The sequence below is a fragment of the Streptomyces sp. NBC_00234 genome (genome assembly GCF_036195325.1).
Taxonomy (GTDB): domain Bacteria; phylum Actinomycetota; class Actinomycetes; order Streptomycetales; family Streptomycetaceae; genus Streptomyces.
On the sequence record NZ_CP108101.1, the window covers coordinates 7077861 to 7093527 of the forward strand.

Here is a 15667-nt window from a genome sequence, read left to right on the forward strand (position 1 = left end):
GGCCGAAGGCCGTCGCGCGGAGGAGGTGCCGGCCCCGTTCACCCGTGTCACCGGTACCAGCCGAAGCGTTCGGCCATCACCGGCAGCCGGTCGGCGACGATGGCGTGGGCCGCCGCCCGCGGGGTGGAGCCGTCCGCCTCTGCGCGGGCCAGCATCAGCTGGATCAGCGCGCGCATCGAGCGACGGGTGTGACCGAACGCCTCCTCGGGGTCGGCGCCGATGTCCCCGAACAGCGTCCACCACCACCAGGCGTTCGTACCGGAGTTGACGACCACGTCGGGCAGTACGGTGACACCGCGTTCCGCGAGAAGGACCTCCGCCTCGGGCAGCACCGGCATGTTCGCCGCCTCGACGATCCAACGGGCCGTGACCCGGGCCTGGTTCGAGGCGTCGATCGCGTACGAGACGGCCGCCGGGACCAGCACGTCGGCGTCCACGGTCAGCCAGGCGTCGGCCGGCAGTTCCCGGTCGCTCTCCCGGAGCACGGAGCGGTCCACCGTGCCGTACGCGTCCCGCGCGGTCAGCAGCGCGTCGACGTCCAGGCCGGCCGGATTGGCGATGGTCCCCTTGATGTCCGCGACGGCGACGACTCTCAGTCCGGCCCGCGACAGGAAGCGCGCCGTCGCCCCGCCCATGGTGCCGAGCCCCTGGACGGAGACCCGCGCCCCGCTGTGGGCCACGCCCGCCCGGTCCAGTGCGGCGAGCGCCGACTCGGCCACCCCGCAGCCGCCGACCAGTTCGTCGAGTCCGATGCCGTCCACCGTCACGGCGAAGGCGTCCGCCAGCCTCCGCCGCGCCGCGGTCTCGTCGTCGAGCAGTGGATAGACGGCCTGGATGGACGAGACGAGCCCGGCCTCGGCCGCCGCGCGGTCGACCAGGTCCTGGGTGAGCCCGAGGTCCTCGCCGGTCGTCCAGGCGCTCTCGATGTACGGACGCACCGCGCGGAGGTAGCGGACGAGGACGTCGTACGCCTCCGGGTCTCGCGGGTCGCAGTCGATCCCGCCCTTGGCGCCGCCGAGCGGCAGATACCGGGCCCGGTCGTTGTCCGCGTCGAAGTGCAGGGCCTCTTTCATGGTCATGCCCCGGGCCAGGCCGGTCACCTCGTCGAGGGTGCAGCCCTTTCGCATCCGCAGTCCGCCGCTGGAGACACCGCGCACCAGCCGGTCGACGACGAGATATCCGCGACGGCCGGTGACATGGTCCGTCCAGGTCAGTGAGACGAGCGGGGCGGGCAGCGGGTTCGTGACCGGCATCGGGGGCTCCTCGGTCGGGCCCCCGGGGCGCCCCGTCGGCCGTGATACTGAATCGCCAGTCAGTATCGGGAGGGTGGGCCGCCCCTGTCAAAGGGGAGTGCGGAGGTGCGGTGGTCCTCAGCCTGCGGCCGGTCCTGGGACCTCGCAGTGGTCCTTGAACCCCTGGCTGGTCAGTCCCAGCGCGGAATTGGTCCGCGCCCGCATGTTCTCCACGGAGATCATGGTGGTCAGCTCCACCAGCGCGGCTTCCCCCAGCGCCGTCCGCAGGCGGTCCACCAGTACGTCCTCGACCGCCGGCGGTGTCACGGTCATGGCCTCCGCGTACTCCATGACGTCCCGCTCCAGTGGGGTGAACGCCTCGCTGGAGCGCCACACGGGCACGTCGTGCAGCTTGCGGGAGTCCATGCCGCGCCGGTGGTTCGCCCAGTACCCGAAGTCCATGCACCAGCTGCACCCGACCGTCGCGGCGGTCACCATGACGGCGAGCTCCTTGAGGTCCGGGTCCAGTGCCTTCCAGCGGGCGACCGACATCTCGAAGCGCGACCCCGCCCAGAGCACCTTCCGGTGGTGCGCGGTGGCCCGTACCGGGTCGATGACCTTGCCGTACTCACGGTTCGAGTACCACGAGACGAGGCGGTAGGCGAGGCTGCGGGGCGGGTCCAGTGAGATACGAGCGTTCACGGCCGATTCTCCTTCGGTGCTGGTCCGGCGGTGCGTTTGCGCCGTTGTCGGGCCGTCCTCACCTCTTGGACGGACGGGGGCCGTCGGATGTGACATTCGGTGGCCCGCGCACGGAATCCCTTGGTGCGCATGGACGTTGGAGTCGACATGACGGATATCGAAACCGGGCGCGAGGCGCTGTTGGGACTCATCGGCCGACACGACGCCGGCGTGCTGGTGACGCTCAAGCGGGACGGCAGGCCGCAGCTGTCGAACGTCAACCACGCCTACTACCCCGAGCAGGAGCTGATCCGGGTCTCCATCACCGAGGACCGGGCCAAGACCCGCAATCTCCGCAGGGACCCGCGGGCGAGCTACCACGTCACCAGTGAGGACCGCTGGGCCTGGACGGTCGCGGAAGCGCGGGCCGAGTTGACCGAGGCCGCGGCCGACCCCCACGACGCGACCGTGGAGGCGCTGATCACGCTCTACCGGGACGTCAAGGGGGAGCATCCCGACTGGGACGACTACCGGGCGGCCATGGTCCGCGACCGGAGAGTGCTTCTCACGCTGCATATCGAACACGTATACGGCCAGCTGCGTCCCTGATGCCGTACGGGCTCCGCCCGGCCACGGTCCGTATTGCTCCGTTCACCGTGCTGATCTGGCCGCGTCGGGCAACCCGCCCATAATGAGATGACCCCCACTCCCTCAGGAGATGTCGTGACCGGCTCCGAAAATCCGCCCTCGCTCCGTACGAGACTCCGTTCGTTGCGCTCCGAGGCATTCGGGGCCGATCCGTCCGGGGCCCGCATGGAGCGCATTCTCCGCTCGCCCAATTTCGCCGACGGAGTGTTCAAGAACCCGGTGGGGGTGCCGACCCCGCCGACCGGCTCCAAGCTGGCCTTCGTGAAGGGGTACTTCCGCAAGGAGGAGCGGGTCCACCGTTCGCCCGTCGGAGCCGTCCCCGTACACACCACGACCGCTGCCGACCTCTCGAAGCCGCCCGCCACCGGTCTCCGGCTCACCTGGATGGGGCATTCGAGCGTGCTCGCCGAGATCGACGGCCGCCGGGTGCTCTTCGACCCGGTCTGGGGTGACCGCTGCTCCCCCTTCGCCTTCGCCGGGCCCAAGCGACTGCATCCGGTGCCGCTGCCGCTTGCCGCGCTGGGCCCCGTCGACGTCGTCGTGATCTCCCACGACCACTACGACCACCTCGACCTGCCGACGATCCGCGCGCTCGCCGGCACGGACACGGTCTTCGCGGTCCCGCTCGGTGTGGGAGCCCACCTGGAGCGGTGGGGCGTGTCCGCCGACCGGCTGCGCGAGCTGGACTGGAACGAGACCACCGAGGTGGCCGGGATCAGTCTCACCGCCACCCCGGCGCGTCATTTCTGCGGGCGCGGCCTGCGGAACCAGCAGCACACGCTCTGGGCGTCCTGGGCGGTCGCGGGTCCCGAGCACCGGATCTACCACAGCGGTGACACCGGCTACTTCCCCGGATTCGCGGACATCGGCGCCGAACACGGTCCGTTCGACGCGACGATGATCCAGATCGGCGCGTACTCGCAGAACTGGCCCAAGGGCCACACGGCCGCCACGCCCCTTCCCGGCGCGTGGCCGGACATCCACATGACGCCCGCCGAGGGGGTCCGGGCCCACCTCGACCTCCAGGGGCAGACACCGCACGGCGTGCTGATGCCGATCCACTGGGCCACGTTCAACCTCGCCCCGCACGCCTGGGCGGAGCCCGGTGAGTGGACGAAGGACGCCGCGGAGGCGGCCGGTCAGGCCGCGGCGTTCCCCCGGCCGGGGGAGTCGTTCGAGCCCGGGGGCACCCTCCCCGTCGCCCCCTGGTGGCGGGCCGTGTCCACCCCGCTCGCCCACCCGTGGCGCGGGCCCGCGCCGGTGGAGGTGGCCGAGGCCAGCCCGCGCGGCGACCTCGACCTCGCGGGCGGCCGGTGACCGCCTGACGCGCCCAGCCGGGCGGGGCTGCTTCTCGTTCCTGCGCCTTCGGTGAGAACCGCCTGCCCGAAGTCCTCGTCGGGCGGGGTGACCGCGGGCGAAGGCTCCGCCGAGGTCTCCCGGCCCCGTTCCTGTGCGACGGCCGAAGGGGACGCGGCGCCCTCCGGTGAGGACGACGCCACCGACTTCGCGTCGCCTGGCCGGGCGCTGCACCACGTGAGGGCCACGCTGATCGTTACCGCCGGCGCCGCCGGAAGGATGGGATGCCACTCGAATGCGTGGCGTCGACGGGGTCCGGCGGGGCCGACGCGTATGCAGGCAGGTGCCTCGCTGGAAGGCGCGCCATGTGAAAGCCCCGCGTGCGATCAAGAGTTCGAATTCGGCCATGGCGGCACCCTTGTGGGTGACCGGCGTGGCCTTTCTTGACGGGCGTCCATCACGCATATTCGGCTTTGCGTGCGAGCGGTCATACCAGAGCGGGACGCATGGCGGGCAAGTTCGACAACTGCACGCCGCACATGCGCGGTTGACGACTACCGTGTGTGCTCGGCGATCAACGGTGGGCTCATATCTTTCGAGCCTGCCAACCGTTGACCCGAGCCTGACCGACTGCCGTAGGTGTCACCACTGAACGCCGATTCCTGGTGCCCCACGTACCGAGGACGCTGATGTCTCAACTTCGCGCACCCGCCGCGCGACCGGAACGCCGAGAGGGCGGGCGGCACGGCCGCCCGGGTGCCCGCTCCCACTCGGCCACGGCCAGACCGCGTGCGGTTCAGCCGCCGCCCGACGCCCGCATACGCCCCCAACTGCTCCGGACCGCTCTGCTGCCGACGATCGCTGCCGTGCTGAGCGGGGCCGCCGCCGTCATCTTCACCATCCGGGCCTCGGGCGAACGCCCCTCCGCCAGCCTCTGGGCCGCGCTCGGCGGTTCGGGCGCCTTGGCCGTCGCGGCCGTGGCCGCGGCCTTTCTCGGCGCGGGCCGGGTCGCCACCGGCGTTCTCGACCGCTGCCAGGCACTGCGACGGTCCAGCGCACAGGGACAGGCCGAGCTGCAACGTGTGGTGGAACAGCTCCGCAGCGGCGAGGTCGTGCCCGCACGGCGGCCACCGCAGCCCACCGACCCCGGAGCCGACGCCTTCGACCTGCTCGCCCAGGAAATGGGGCGCTCGCAGGACGGAGCGGTCGCGGCGGTCGTGCAGGCGTCCCGGCTCTTCAGCAACAACGGCAACGAGCAGAAGGTCGAGGTCTTCGTCAACCTCGCCCGGCGCCTCCAGTCGCTCGTCCACCGCGAGATCCAGATCCTCGACGAGCTGGAACACGAGGTCGAGGACCCCGACCTGCTCAAGGGCCTCTTCCACGTCGACCACCTGGCCACCCGCATCCGCAGGCACGCGGAGAACCTCGCCGTGCTCGGCGGGGCCGTCTCCCGGCGGCAGTGGAGCAACCCGGTCACCATGACGGAGGTGCTGCGCTCGGCGATCGCCGAGGTCGAGCAGTACCCGAGGGTCAAGCTCGTGCCGCCCATCGACGGCACCCTGCGCGGCCACGCCGTAGCCGACGTGATCCACCTGCTCGCCGAACTCGTAGAGAACGCCACGGTGTTCTCCGCCCCGCACACCCAGGTGCTGCTGCGCGCCCAGCACGTCACGGCGGGCCTCGCCCTGGAGGTCGAGGACCGGGGGCTCGGCATGCCGGGCCCCGAGCAGAAGCGTATGAACACCCTGCTCGCCGACCCCGATCAGGTCAATGTCGGCCACCTGCTGCAGGACGGCAGGATCGGTCTCTTCGTCGTCTCCGCGCTGGCCCGGCGGCACGGCATCGCCGTGCGGCTGCAGAGCAACATCTACGGCGGTACGCAGGCCGTACTCATCCTGCCGCAGGCCCTGCTCGGCGTCGAGGGGGAGGCCGACGGAGCGACGCACCCAGACGCCCCGCCGGTCCCGCCGCCCGGAGCCGTGCACCGCCCGCCCGCCGAGGACATGGCGGGCCGGCTGCGCACCGCGCATCCGCACGCCTCCCGTCAGCAGGCGCCCACGCCCCCACCGCAGCCGCTGCGCGCCGAGCGCGTCGACCGCCCCGCACAGGCCGGGAGCCCTCTGGGCATCCCGACACCCGACGTGCCCCGGAGCGGTCCGGGCACCGTCGGCGGAACGGCCTCCGGCGCGAGCGGGGCCACCGATCGTCCCCAACTGCCCCGGCGCAGCAACCAGGACCACCTCGTCCCGCAGCTGCGGGAGGCCCCCGTCCCCCGCGTCGAGGACGAACACGCGGTGCACGACCCCGGTCTCGTGGCGGCGTTCCGGCGGGGCGTCGACCTCGCCGAGGCCCGGTCCGCCGAGGACTCGGTACCGGACACCGCCTACGGCGCGAGCCCCGAGGTCCCCGCGGCCGTGGCGGCGGATCCCTCCGGGGGCGCGCCCGCGAACGGTCCGTCGGCCCTCGACGCGCAAGCGGACGAAGGCCCCGCGCCGCTCCCGGTCCGCGGTCCGGGACCCCGCAGAGGTCCCGAGCCGCTCCCGCCCGCGCACCCCGAGCCGCACCTGCTCGACCCGCACCTGTCCGACCCGCTCGTGCCGGAGCCGCACCACCTCGACCCGTACGTGCCCGACCCGCGCCCCTCCGACGCACACCGGACCGACCCGTACGTGCCCGGATACGCGCCCGCGCCGGGCAGCCCCGCAGAGAACCCCCCCAAGGAGTAGATGCACCATGGCGAGCGAAATGCCGTCCGGTCAGGTCGCCGACCTCGACTGGCTGTTGAGCGGGCTGGTCCAGCGCGTGCCCTACACACGCAGCGCGGTCCTGCTCTCGGCCGACGGTCTGGTGAAATCCGTCCATGGCATGGACCCCGACAGCGCCGACCACATGGCGGCGCTGGCCGCGGGCCTGTACTCCCTCGGCCGCAGCGCCGGAGCCCGCTTCGGTGACAACGGCGACGTGCGGCAGGTGGTCGTCGAACTCGACGCGACGCTGCTGTTCGTCTCCACCGCCGGTGCCGGTACCTGTCTCGCCGTCCTGGCGGGACGCGAGGCGGACGCCGCGGTGCTCGGCTACGAGATGGCCATGCTGATCAAGAGCGTCCGGCCCTATCTGATGACCCCGGCACGGCAAGCGGCCGGGGCACCGTACACCCCGGGGCTGTGAGGGTGCCGGCCCCGCAGGACGGGCCCTTGCTCGACGACGCGGCCGGCCGGCTCATCCGCCCGTACACCGTGAGCAACGGCCGCACACGGCCGACCACTGTGCTCGACCTGCTGTCCCTGGTGATGGCCACCGGGAGCGAACCCCAGATCCATCTGGGGCCCGAACACTCCGTGGCCCTGGGGCTGTGCGACGGCCCCACGTCCGTGGCCGAGATCGCCGCGCACCTCCGGCTGCCCGCAGTCGTCACCAAGGTGCTCCTGTCCGACCTCGTCGACTGCGGCGCGGTCACCGCCCACGCCCCCGCCTTCCATGACACGCCCACCGACCGATCCCTGCTGGAGGCAGTGCTCGATGGTCTACGACGACAGCTCTGACCGCACCGGAAGCTCCGAATTCTTTCCCGTGGCCCTCAAGGTCCTGGTCGCGGGCGGGTTCGGCGTCGGCAAGACGACGTTCGTGGGCGCGGTCAGTGAAATCGCTCCGCTGAGCACGGAGGAACTGCTGACCCAGGTCAGCGTGGCGACCGACAGCCTCGAGGGCATCGAGTCGAAGACGGCCACCACCGTGGCCATGGACTTCGGCCGCATCACGCTCTCCGAACAGCACGTGCTCTACCTCTTCGGCACCCCGGGCCAGGAACGGTTCTGGTTCATGTGGGACGAGCTCTCCAAGGGGGCCCTGGGCGCCGTCGTGCTGGCCGACACCCGGCGGCTCGCGGAGTGCTTCGCCGCCGTCGACTTCTTCGAGCGGCGCGGCATCGGATTCATCGTCGCGGTCAACGAGTTCGACGGCGCCTACCGGTACGAACCCGACGAGGTCCGGGCCGCGCTGGACCTCGGTCCCGAGGTGCCCGTGGTCCTGTGCGACGCCCGGATCGCCAGTTCCGGCACCGGTGCCCTGGTCACCCTCGTCCAGCACCTCATCAACGCCACCGCCGCTCCGGCGACGCCGGCCCCCGTCGCCGGCTTCGGAGCCCACCCGTGACCCACTACGCGACCGGCCGTCTCCTGCTCACACCGGCCGACCCCGACGGTTCCGTCCGGGCGAGGCGGTTGCGCAGGCTGGACCTGGGGGAGCGGCCCGACGCCTCGTTCGACAGCTTCGACGCCTTCGCCGACAAGGTGGCCGAAGTGACCGCGACACCCTTCTCTATGGTCAACTTCATCGACGAGAACCGGCAGTTCTTCGCGGGACTGCACACCCCGGCGGGCAACCGCAGCGGTTCCGACCTGGGTGCCGCAGCCGCGGGCAGCGGCCGGAGCGGACGCCACATGGCCCGCGACCACGGCTACTGCCCGCACGTCCTCGTGCGCCGCAAGGCCCTCGTGCTGGAGGACGTCTGCGACTATCCGCGGTTCGCCGGCAATCCCGTCGTCGACGAAATAGGCATCCGTTCCTATCTCGGGGCGCCGCTCATCGACCGTACGGGCATCGCACTCGGCACGGTGTGCGCCGTCGACACCGTGGCGCGCCCCTGGGGCAGGGCCGGGCTCGACACGATCAAGTCCCTCGCCCAGGAACTCGTCGGGCAGATCGACGGCAGGGACCGCCGCCGCGGCTGACGCGAGCCGTGGCGGCCCCGACCCCGTGGCGCGGCCCCTGTCAGACCTCGACCGTCGTACCGTCCAGGAACGTCAGCGAAACGGAGGCGTCGCCCACTCCGGCCCGCACGGACACCGCGTCACGCAGCGCCTGCGGATGGATCGTGTCGCGGGACAGCGCCAGCAAGGACACATGGGTGCTCCGGCCGCCCGGGTGACGGTCGAGCCGCAGGTAGGGGACGGCGGAGCGCGGTCCGAACGCGTTGGACTGGACGTCCCGCGCCACCTCCGCGGTGGCCTCCGGCCCCCAGCCGTGCAGCGCGACCACGGCGCTGCTCAGCCCGTCGGCCGTGCGCGACAGCGCCCAGCCGGGGCCGGTCCACGCGTCCGGGGTCTCCGTGTGCGCCACCGCGTGACCGCCCTCCCGCACCGAAACCCCCGCCGGGGCCTCGACCCGGTGGACACGGATCTCCCACGGACCGTGCAGCACACTCGTCGTCTCGACCCGGTACTCCCGGTCGTCGTCCGGGAGACGGGCCGCGTACCAGGAGGCCGCGATCCTGTCCTCGCAGCGCAGGGGATGGATGCGGGCACGCCGTGACGGGGTCCCGTCCGGTGCGAGGAGCGCCAGGTGGTTGTCGACCGCGCGCGCCACCGCGTGCGGGGCGGACTCCGGCGCCGTGGCGGTGGAGTAGGCGAACGTCGCGTAGTGCGGGTCCGCCGCGCCCTCGTCCTGACCCGACGCCGGGTCGTGGGGCGGCTGGTGGTCGCTTCCGTGGTTGACCAGCCGGACGATGCCGTCGTGCCGGGTGCCGTGCAGCAGCCAGCCGGGTGCCGGGAGCGCCGTGTACGTGTCGGACTCCTCGACCGGAAGCGGCAGTTCCCTCTCCGTCCAGACCGGGTGCTCCGCGGGAAGCAGCAGCCCAAGGAAGCCCTTGCTCGCCCAGTAGGGGGAGGCGGGCCCGGAGTACGGCTGGGTGGCCGGGAGGAAGGTGTCGTACCAGCCGAGCGTCAGCAGCCCCCGCTCGTCCGGCACCCCGCGCTCGACGAAGTGCCGCAGCGTGCCCGAGGCCAGGCGGCGGGTCAGCCCGGGGGCGAGCGGCGTGCAGTCGGCCAGCGCACCCATCCACACCGGAGCGAGAGCGGCGAACCGGTACGTCAGGGAGCGCCCCTGGTGCACGGGCGCGCCGTCCCCGCCGAAGAAGCGGGGGTAGTCGCCGAGGAATCTGCTCAGCCGCTGCCGGTAGACCTCCGTGCGTCCGCCGTCGTCGCCGCCCGCGATCCGCGACCACAGCAGCGGGTACAGATGCATGGCCCAGCCGATGTAGTAGTCGAAGTTCCGGCCGTCCCCGTCGGTGTACCAGCCGTCGCCGACGTACCAGTCCTCGATCCTGTCCAGGCCGGACTCGATGTCCTGACGGCTGTACGGAGCACCCACGGAGGCCAGGAACTGTTCCGACACCACCTGGAAGAGCCGCCAGTTGTTGTCCCAGGTACGCCCGCCGACGAATCCCGAGAACCAGTCGACGACCCGTTCCTGCACCCCCGCGTCCAGACGGTCCCAGATCCACGGACGGGTCTCGTGCAGCGCGACGGCGATCGAGGCGGCCTCGACCATCTGCTGCGAACAGTCCGTCAGTTCGGGCCACGGCTCTTTCCCGTTCCGGTCCGTGCCGACGGCCAGCCCCGCCGCGTACCGCTCGATGAGGGCCGGGTCGACCGCACCGCCCGCGCCCGCGATCCGGCAGGCCGCCAGCAGGAACGACCGGGCGAACCCTTCGAGCCCGTCCGACACGACACCCGACCAGCTGTTCCGGCCGGGCAGCCGGTACTGGGCGAAGCCGGGTGTCGCGTACGGCACGAGCGCATCCAGCATCCGGTCGGCCGTCGCCTCCCAGTGGGCGCGGGTCCAGCCGGTACGTGACGACAGGATCCGGTCGGGTGGCGGCAGGTGCAGATGCGGGGGCACGGACATGGTGCTGCTCCTCGGGACGGGGCTACTGGACGAGTTCGGCGTGATGGGTGTGGCCACGCGACCCGCCGACCGCGACGGTGAGAACACCTCTGCGGCCGGTGGTGACGGAGACCGTGTCGTCGGCACTGATCACCGCGCCGACGGGGCAGGGCAGTTCGACGGAGAGCGTGGTGGCCGTACGTCCTGGATCGGACACCGCGACCGAGATCCGGTTGTCGCGCTGCATGACCAGCACCGAGGCCGGGCCGGACGAGGTGATACCGGCCGCCCTGCCCGCACTCCAGAAGTTCGCCGCGGTCAGCCCGAGCCGCCGGACCTCCACGGCCTGGACGGTGGCGTCGTTGGCGACCACGCGCACCGGGCGGGAGCGCGACCAGACCTCGGTGGCCAGGGCGGAGGCGCCGGGCAGCAGGACATGGGCGTAGGACGCACCGCTGGGGGAGAGGCCGTGATCGACCCAGAGGGTGAGGTAGCGGCGGGTGAGCTCCGTCGTCGAACCACCCGTATCCGCACCGGTGTTGATGGAGCGCCAGGTCCCCGTGCGCTCCTCGCGCAGCGCGTGCAGGGCGGCCGTCCCGGGGAAGACATAGCCGCCGAGGCCCTCGATGTGCGCCCACCCGGCCCCGGTGAACTCGCCCGTCCAGCCCTGGTCGCCGGCCTGCCGGACACCGTCGATCACCAGATGAGGGGCGCCCGTTCGGCCCAGATTGCGGTTCTCGACGACGGTCTCGACCGTGCGGCCGTCCGTGGCACCGATGTCCGCGCCGAGTGCGATCACCGCGTTGTCCAGCAGGAACCAGGACTTCTTCGCCCGCAGGGTGCTGCCGGACGCACCGACGAGTTCCATCGAGGCGGAGCCGTAGCGGTCGTGCAGCACCGATCCGCCCGCGACCGCGTTCGTCGGCCGGTACGTGGAGGTGCCGGCGCCCGTACCGAGATCGGCCCGCTGCCGGGTGTCGACCGTCGTGCCCGGGAGGCGGTACGGATCGACGGTCGGCCAGAATCCGTCGTTGAACTGCCCCAGATCGTCCGCGTCGTAGAGATAGCCCATGCCGTCACCGGTGTACCAGCCGTGCAGGTTCTCGCCGTTGCCCGCCTCGTACGCCGAGATGCGCTTGGAGGACAATGAGAGGCTGTAGGCCCAGCGGGGGCGCCGGTGCACCACCCGGTCCATGTCGGCGAAGACGTGCAGACCGGTCGCCCGGTCCTCGGCCGGAATCCCTTCGTCGCCCAGGACGTCCTTGGCGAGGGCCAGTTGGGGCAGGGTGACCAGTCCCGCGAAGGGCGTGGTGCGGTTGCGGGTGAGCCAGCCCTTGACGACCGCGCGCCAGCGGGCGGCGTACGGTTCCGGCGCACCGGTGGCCAGCAGCAGAATCGCGGCGACGGCCGCCGCCCCGTCGCGGTGGTCGCCCGCCCGCTCCCGGGAGACGGCCCGGCCGCGCACGGCGTCCATCATCAGACCGTCGAAGATCACCGGCGCGAAGCTCCGCCCGACGGCCTCGTACATCACCGAGACCTTCGGGTCGGTGACCGCCCACTCCGAACCGGCGAGCAGCGCCAGCAGATGGGCGGTGCCGCTCAGGAGGACGGCGCCGTACGTGCCGGTGTAGGCGACCACGCCGTGCTGGACGAACGACCCGTCCTCGTAGAATCCGTCGCCCGAGGACGTGTACCGGAACAGGCTGTTGCGGCCGGAGTCGCGCACGTCCGAGAGGGCGTCCCTGGCCGATGCGATCTTCGTCCCGTCGCCACCGAGCAGGCCGCGCAGGGCGACGATCACCGCCTTGTCGGTCCGGTTGGCACCGGTCTCCGCGAGGGTGGGGGAGTTGGTGCGCCGGTCCGCGTCGGGGCAGAAGCGGTCGACGACCGACAGATAGTCGGCCAGGTCCGCGGCGGGGAGCCGGCCGCGCAGCAGGACGGCGCTGTCCATCAGCGCGCGCGGCGCACCGATCTCCCAGAACCACCAGTTGCCCGTTTCGCGCTTGGCCGGGTTGTACGCGGTGTCGTACGTGAAGCGCAGCGCGGCCACGAGTGCGTCGGCCACGGCGGGGTCCGCGGACAGGGAGGTTCCCGGGGTGGCCCACGCGGTGGCCAGGGTACGGAGCCGGGTGTAGCTCTGACCGAAGTTGCCCGGGTCGGTCACCGGGGCGAGGTCGGGCCAGAGCGCGGTCCGCGCGGTGCCACGGTCCAGGGTGTCCCAGAGCCCCTTCGCGGTGCTGTCGAGTGCGGCGACGGCTGCGGCGAAGTCGGGGTCCGCCGGGTCGAAATCACCTCCGGTGAGCAGGGTTTCGGCCCGTTGGAGAAGCGTGGGGAGGTCGGCCGTCGGGGCGTCGGCCCCGGTGGCCGGACCGGCGTGCGCCGGACCGGCTGCGGTGACGAGCGCGGTGGCGCCCGTCGCCGCCGTCGCGGCCGTCGCCGCCAGGAGGGAACGTCTGCTGAGCTGCATCGGGATTCCTTCCGCCGTGATCAGTCGGTGAGCGTGGAGGCGTCGACGGGCGGCTGCGGCAGGTTCAGCGCGGCCAGCTCCGCCCTGCCGGTCGCGTCGATGGGGAACGCCCAGGTGGTGACGAAGAAGTCGGTGAGGTCGTATCCGGCGACACGGCTGGAGTAGGTGGCCAGGGCCCGGTAGCGCTTGTCGTTCTCCGTGTAGTCGGACTGGGGGTTCTCCTCCCGCACGAGCTTGTGCATCCGGGGCCAGAAGTCCTCGCCGAAGGCGAGCTCCAGCTGCCGGAGCGGGACGAGCTTCTCGTACGCGCCGAAGGACTTCTCGTAGGTCAGCCCTGCCGTGCCGAACTTCCGCTGCGCGGACTGGAAGTAGGTCAGCCCCGTCGTCGCGTCGACCGTCAGGAGGTTGGACGGCTGGCCGAGGGTGCGCTGGGCGGCGAGCGAGTAGATGTTGACCGTGACCTCGGTGAGGCCGCCCGGCTTGTAGGCCATCTGCTGATGGAGGTGGCCGAGCTCGTGGTAGAAGCCCCAGCCCCGGGTCCGCAGCCCCGTCACGGTGGTCGCGCGGTCCAGGTACGCGCGCGGGAAGCCGTTGTAGCCGTGCGTCGCGTAGGCGCCGACACCGGTCGGCACCTTGCTGACCTCGGTGAAGTGGTACGGCCCCGCCTTCCGCCGGTGCACCGCCTTCGAGCCGTCGAGGCCGCTGATCCGGGCGTGCGAGTCGATGAGCGTCTCGACCAGCTCCAGCAGCGCGGCATGGTCCTCGTCGCGGTGGAGGAGGGCGCCGTCGCGGGTGAGGGTCATGATCGTGTTCGGGGCGACGAGCTCGACGTACGGCGAGGCGGTGAGCGTGTCCAGGCGGTCCTGGTACTCGGCCTCGGTGGTCTCGCCCAGGGTGAAGACGGGCATCCGGACGGCCCCCGAGCGGAACAGCACGCTCGCCCGCTCGCCGGCGCCCCTCAGCGTCAGGTAGACCGGGCCGCCGTGCGGGTCGGTCACGGTGTTGGCGCCGGCGGTCAGCGGGTAGCTGCGCGGTTCCTTGATCTCGCCGTAGTAGTCCCAGGCGCCGATCCAGAGGGTGGGGGTGAGGTCGTCGTGCGGCTGGACCGTCAGCGTGAGTGCCGCCCCGGCCGGGACGTACAGCCCGGTGGGATCGAACTCGCTGCCGCGCAGGGCCTGTCCGAGCCGGAGCCGCTCGGCCTCGGAGCCCGGGCGGGCGGTGACGAGGATGTCGGCCAGGGGTCGGCGGGCTTCGGCGGAAGCCGGTCCGGCGGCGGCGCCGAGCGCGGCCAGGGCTCCGGCCCCCGCCGCCGAGGCGAGGACGGCGCGACGGCTGACCGAGGAGCGGGCGGGCGAGGAGGACGACGTCGGAATACGCATGCGGAACTCTCCCTGCAGAAAGTGAGTGCGGGACTGAGGCGTGCGGGACGGCTGAACTTCGCGCCAGCATGTAAGCGGTTGCTATCAAGCCGCAAGAGGAGTCGGGAAGTTACTGTGATTTTCTATGGCCTACTGCGGTCAACCGCGGACATCGGCGTGGTAACCGGTCACATCCGGCTGTTCTTCGTGGACCGGGGCGCCACGGAATCGCGTACCACGATGTGCGTACCGAGCCGCAGCGCGCCGGTCGTCGGCTCACGCCAGTCGTCCTCGTCGCCGCCCGACACGGCCAGCCGCACGGCCTGCCGCCCCATCTCCTCCAGGGGTACGTGCACCGTCGTCAGCCTGGGCCGCATCTCCTGTGCGACCGGGATGTCGTCGTACCCCACCAGCGAGATGTCCTTCGGCACCCGCAGCCCCGCCTCCTCCAGCGCCTGGGCCGCGCCCGCGGCCACCATGTCGTTGGCAGCGAACACGGCGGTGAACTCGGGTCCGTCCTTGAGGAGTTCGGTCATCCGGCGATGTCCGAAGTTACGGCTGAACGCACCCGGCTGTACCAGCTCCGGATCGGGTGTCACCCCGCGCAGCTCCAGCGCGCGCCGGTGCCCGGCCAGCCGGTCCCGGGTGGTGGAGAGCTTGGGCGGACCGCCCAGGTACAGGATGCGCTCATGGCCCTGCATCAGCAGATGGTCGGTGATGGCGAAGGCGCCGCCCTCGTTGTCGTATTCCACCGCGGCGGTCGGGGCGCTTTCGCCCAGCGGAGGCCGGCCGCACAGCACGAGCTTCGATCCGCCGGCGTCCAGCTCCCGTGCCCGGCGGGCCAGTTCGGAGGTGTAGGTGCGGTCGGCGATGCTGCCGCCCACCACGATCACCGCGTCGGCCCGCCGCTCGTGCATCAGCTCGATGAAGGCCAGCTCGCGCTGCGGGTCGCCCTGGGTGCAACAGACCAGGCAGAGCCGGCCGCCGAGCGCGGCCTCCCGCTCCACTCCCCGCGCGATGTACGCGTAGAAGGGGTCGATGACCTCGTTGACGATGATGCCGACGGTGCGGTTGGAGACTCCGGCGAGGGCGCGGGCGTGGGCGTTGACCACGTAGCCGAGTTCGCGCATGGCGGACTCGACCCGTTCCCTGGTGGCCTGGGCGACCGGGTAGTTCCGGTTGAGTACGCGCGAGACGGTCGCCGTGGAGACGCTCGCGAGCCGCGCCACATCGGTGACCGTCGCCCGCCGCTGTTCCCCGGCCGTGCTCTGCCGACGCATCCGGCCCACCCCCTGCTGACTGTTGTGTGACGACGAGCCTAG

Annotated in this window: 13 protein-coding genes; 7 read left to right on the forward strand and 6 right to left on the reverse strand. The window is 71.9% G+C overall.

All coding sequences use genetic code 11. The annotated features are described in order from the left end of the window. Positions 1 to 47 precede the first annotated feature (47 nt). Together OG230_RS31055 and OG230_RS31060 are read right to left on the reverse strand one after the other, a co-directional pair. Positions 48 to 1253 carry a glutamate dehydrogenase gene (locus tag OG230_RS31055; RefSeq protein WP_328907056.1) on the reverse strand — a complete coding sequence of 402 codons (1206 nt, stop codon included), beginning with the start codon at positions 1251 to 1253 and terminating at the stop codon, positions 48 to 50. Between the two features lie 117 nt (positions 1254 to 1370). Beyond that, the gene (locus tag OG230_RS31060) at positions 1371 to 1934 is read right to left on the reverse strand and encodes a carboxymuconolactone decarboxylase family protein (RefSeq protein ID WP_328907057.1); all 564 of its coding nucleotides are present in this window, start codon (positions 1932 to 1934) and stop codon (positions 1371 to 1373) included. 147 nt (positions 1935 to 2081) lie between these two features. Here OG230_RS31060 and OG230_RS31065 point away from each other — a divergent pair, with 147 nt between their 5' ends. The 7 genes from OG230_RS31065 (at position 2082) to OG230_RS31095 (ending at position 8587) form a co-directional block, all read left to right on the forward strand. Beyond that, positions 2082 to 2522, forward strand: a complete 441-nt coding sequence (locus OG230_RS31065; RefSeq protein WP_328907058.1) for a PPOX class F420-dependent oxidoreductase — start codon at positions 2082 to 2084, stop codon at positions 2520 to 2522. Between the two features lie 87 nt (positions 2523 to 2609). Then, positions 2610 to 3878 (forward strand): MBL fold metallo-hydrolase, encoded by a 1269-nt coding sequence (locus OG230_RS31070; protein WP_443051421.1) that lies wholly within the window; start codon positions 2610 to 2612, stop codon positions 3876 to 3878. A 668-nt stretch (positions 3879 to 4546) separates the two neighbouring features. Next, a complete protein-coding gene (locus OG230_RS31075; protein ID WP_328907060.1) occupies positions 4547 to 6583 on the forward strand; it encodes an ATP-binding protein in 2037 nt (678 codons plus the stop codon). A gap of 7 nt (positions 6584 to 6590) precedes the next feature. Then, entirely contained in the window at positions 6591 to 7025 is a 435-nt protein-coding gene (locus OG230_RS31080) for a roadblock/LC7 domain-containing protein (RefSeq protein ID WP_328907061.1), read from the forward strand. A 2-nt stretch (positions 7026 to 7027) separates the two neighbouring features. Beyond that, on the forward strand, positions 7028 to 7399 hold the full coding sequence (locus tag OG230_RS31085; RefSeq protein ID WP_328911596.1) for a DUF742 domain-containing protein: 372 nt from the start codon (positions 7028 to 7030) through the stop codon (positions 7397 to 7399). Then, positions 7377 to 8009 carry a GTP-binding protein gene (locus OG230_RS31090; protein WP_328907062.1) on the forward strand — a complete coding sequence of 211 codons (633 nt, stop codon included), beginning with the start codon at positions 7377 to 7379 and terminating at the stop codon, positions 8007 to 8009. The genes OG230_RS31085 and OG230_RS31090 overlap by 23 nt, the downstream gene beginning before the upstream one ends. Continuing rightward, the gene (locus OG230_RS31095) at positions 8006 to 8587 is read left to right on the forward strand and encodes a GAF domain-containing protein (RefSeq protein WP_328907063.1); all 582 of its coding nucleotides are present in this window, start codon (positions 8006 to 8008) and stop codon (positions 8585 to 8587) included. Before OG230_RS31090 ends, OG230_RS31095 begins: the two co-directional genes overlap by 4 nt. A 40-nt stretch (positions 8588 to 8627) precedes the next feature. Here OG230_RS31095 and OG230_RS31100 read toward each other — a convergent pair whose 3' ends face one another. The 4 genes from OG230_RS31100 to OG230_RS31115 all read right to left on the reverse strand — a co-directional run bounded on the left by OG230_RS31100 (position 8628) and on the right by OG230_RS31115 (position 15625). Then, on the reverse strand, positions 8628 to 10541 hold the full coding sequence (locus OG230_RS31100) for a DUF2264 domain-containing protein (protein ID WP_328907064.1): 1914 nt from the start codon (positions 10539 to 10541) through the stop codon (positions 8628 to 8630). 22 nt (positions 10542 to 10563) lie between these two features. Continuing rightward, positions 10564 to 12987: a polysaccharide lyase 8 family protein gene (locus OG230_RS31105; protein WP_328907065.1), complete on the reverse strand. Its 2424-nt coding sequence runs from the start codon at positions 12985 to 12987 to the stop codon at positions 10564 to 10566. 20 nt (positions 12988 to 13007) lie between these two features. After that, complete coding sequence (locus OG230_RS31110) at positions 13008 to 14366, reverse strand: M60 family metallopeptidase (protein ID WP_328907066.1); 1359 nt, start codon at positions 14364 to 14366, stop codon at positions 13008 to 13010. Positions 14367 to 14533: 167 nt separating this feature from the next. Then, entirely contained in the window at positions 14534 to 15625 is a 1092-nt protein-coding gene (locus OG230_RS31115; protein ID WP_328907067.1) for a LacI family DNA-binding transcriptional regulator, read from the reverse strand. Positions 15626 to 15667: the final 42 nt, after the last annotated feature.

What these genes read in the sequence shown, in the direction of transcription:
- OG230_RS31055 (WP_328907056.1), bottom strand. Translation starts at nt 1,253, where the DNA reads ATGCCGGTCACGAACCCGCTGCCCGCCCCGCTCGTCTCACTGACCTGG.
- OG230_RS31065 (WP_328907058.1), top strand. Translation starts at nt 2,082, where the DNA reads ATGACGGATATCGAAACCGGGCGCGAGGCGCTGTTGGGACTCATCGGC.
- OG230_RS31070 (WP_443051421.1), top strand. Translation starts at nt 2,610, where the DNA reads ATGACCCCCACTCCCTCAGGAGATGTCGTGACCGGCTCCGAAAATCCG.
- OG230_RS31075 (WP_328907060.1), top strand. Translation starts at nt 4,547, where the DNA reads ATGTCTCAACTTCGCGCACCCGCCGCGCGACCGGAACGCCGAGAGGGC.
- OG230_RS31080 (WP_328907061.1), top strand. Translation starts at nt 6,591, where the DNA reads ATGGCGAGCGAAATGCCGTCCGGTCAGGTCGCCGACCTCGACTGGCTG.
- OG230_RS31090 (WP_328907062.1), top strand. Translation starts at nt 7,377, where the DNA reads ATGGTCTACGACGACAGCTCTGACCGCACCGGAAGCTCCGAATTCTTT.
- OG230_RS31100 (WP_328907064.1), bottom strand. Translation starts at nt 10,541, where the DNA reads ATGTCCGTGCCCCCGCATCTGCACCTGCCGCCACCCGACCGGATCCTG.
- OG230_RS31105 (WP_328907065.1), bottom strand. Translation starts at nt 12,987, where the DNA reads ATGCAGCTCAGCAGACGTTCCCTCCTGGCGGCGACGGCCGCGACGGCG.
- OG230_RS31110 (WP_328907066.1), bottom strand. Translation starts at nt 14,366, where the DNA reads ATGCGTATTCCGACGTCGTCCTCCTCGCCCGCCCGCTCCTCGGTCAGC.
- OG230_RS31115 (WP_328907067.1), bottom strand. Translation starts at nt 15,625, where the DNA reads ATGCGTCGGCAGAGCACGGCCGGGGAACAGCGGCGGGCGACGGTCACC.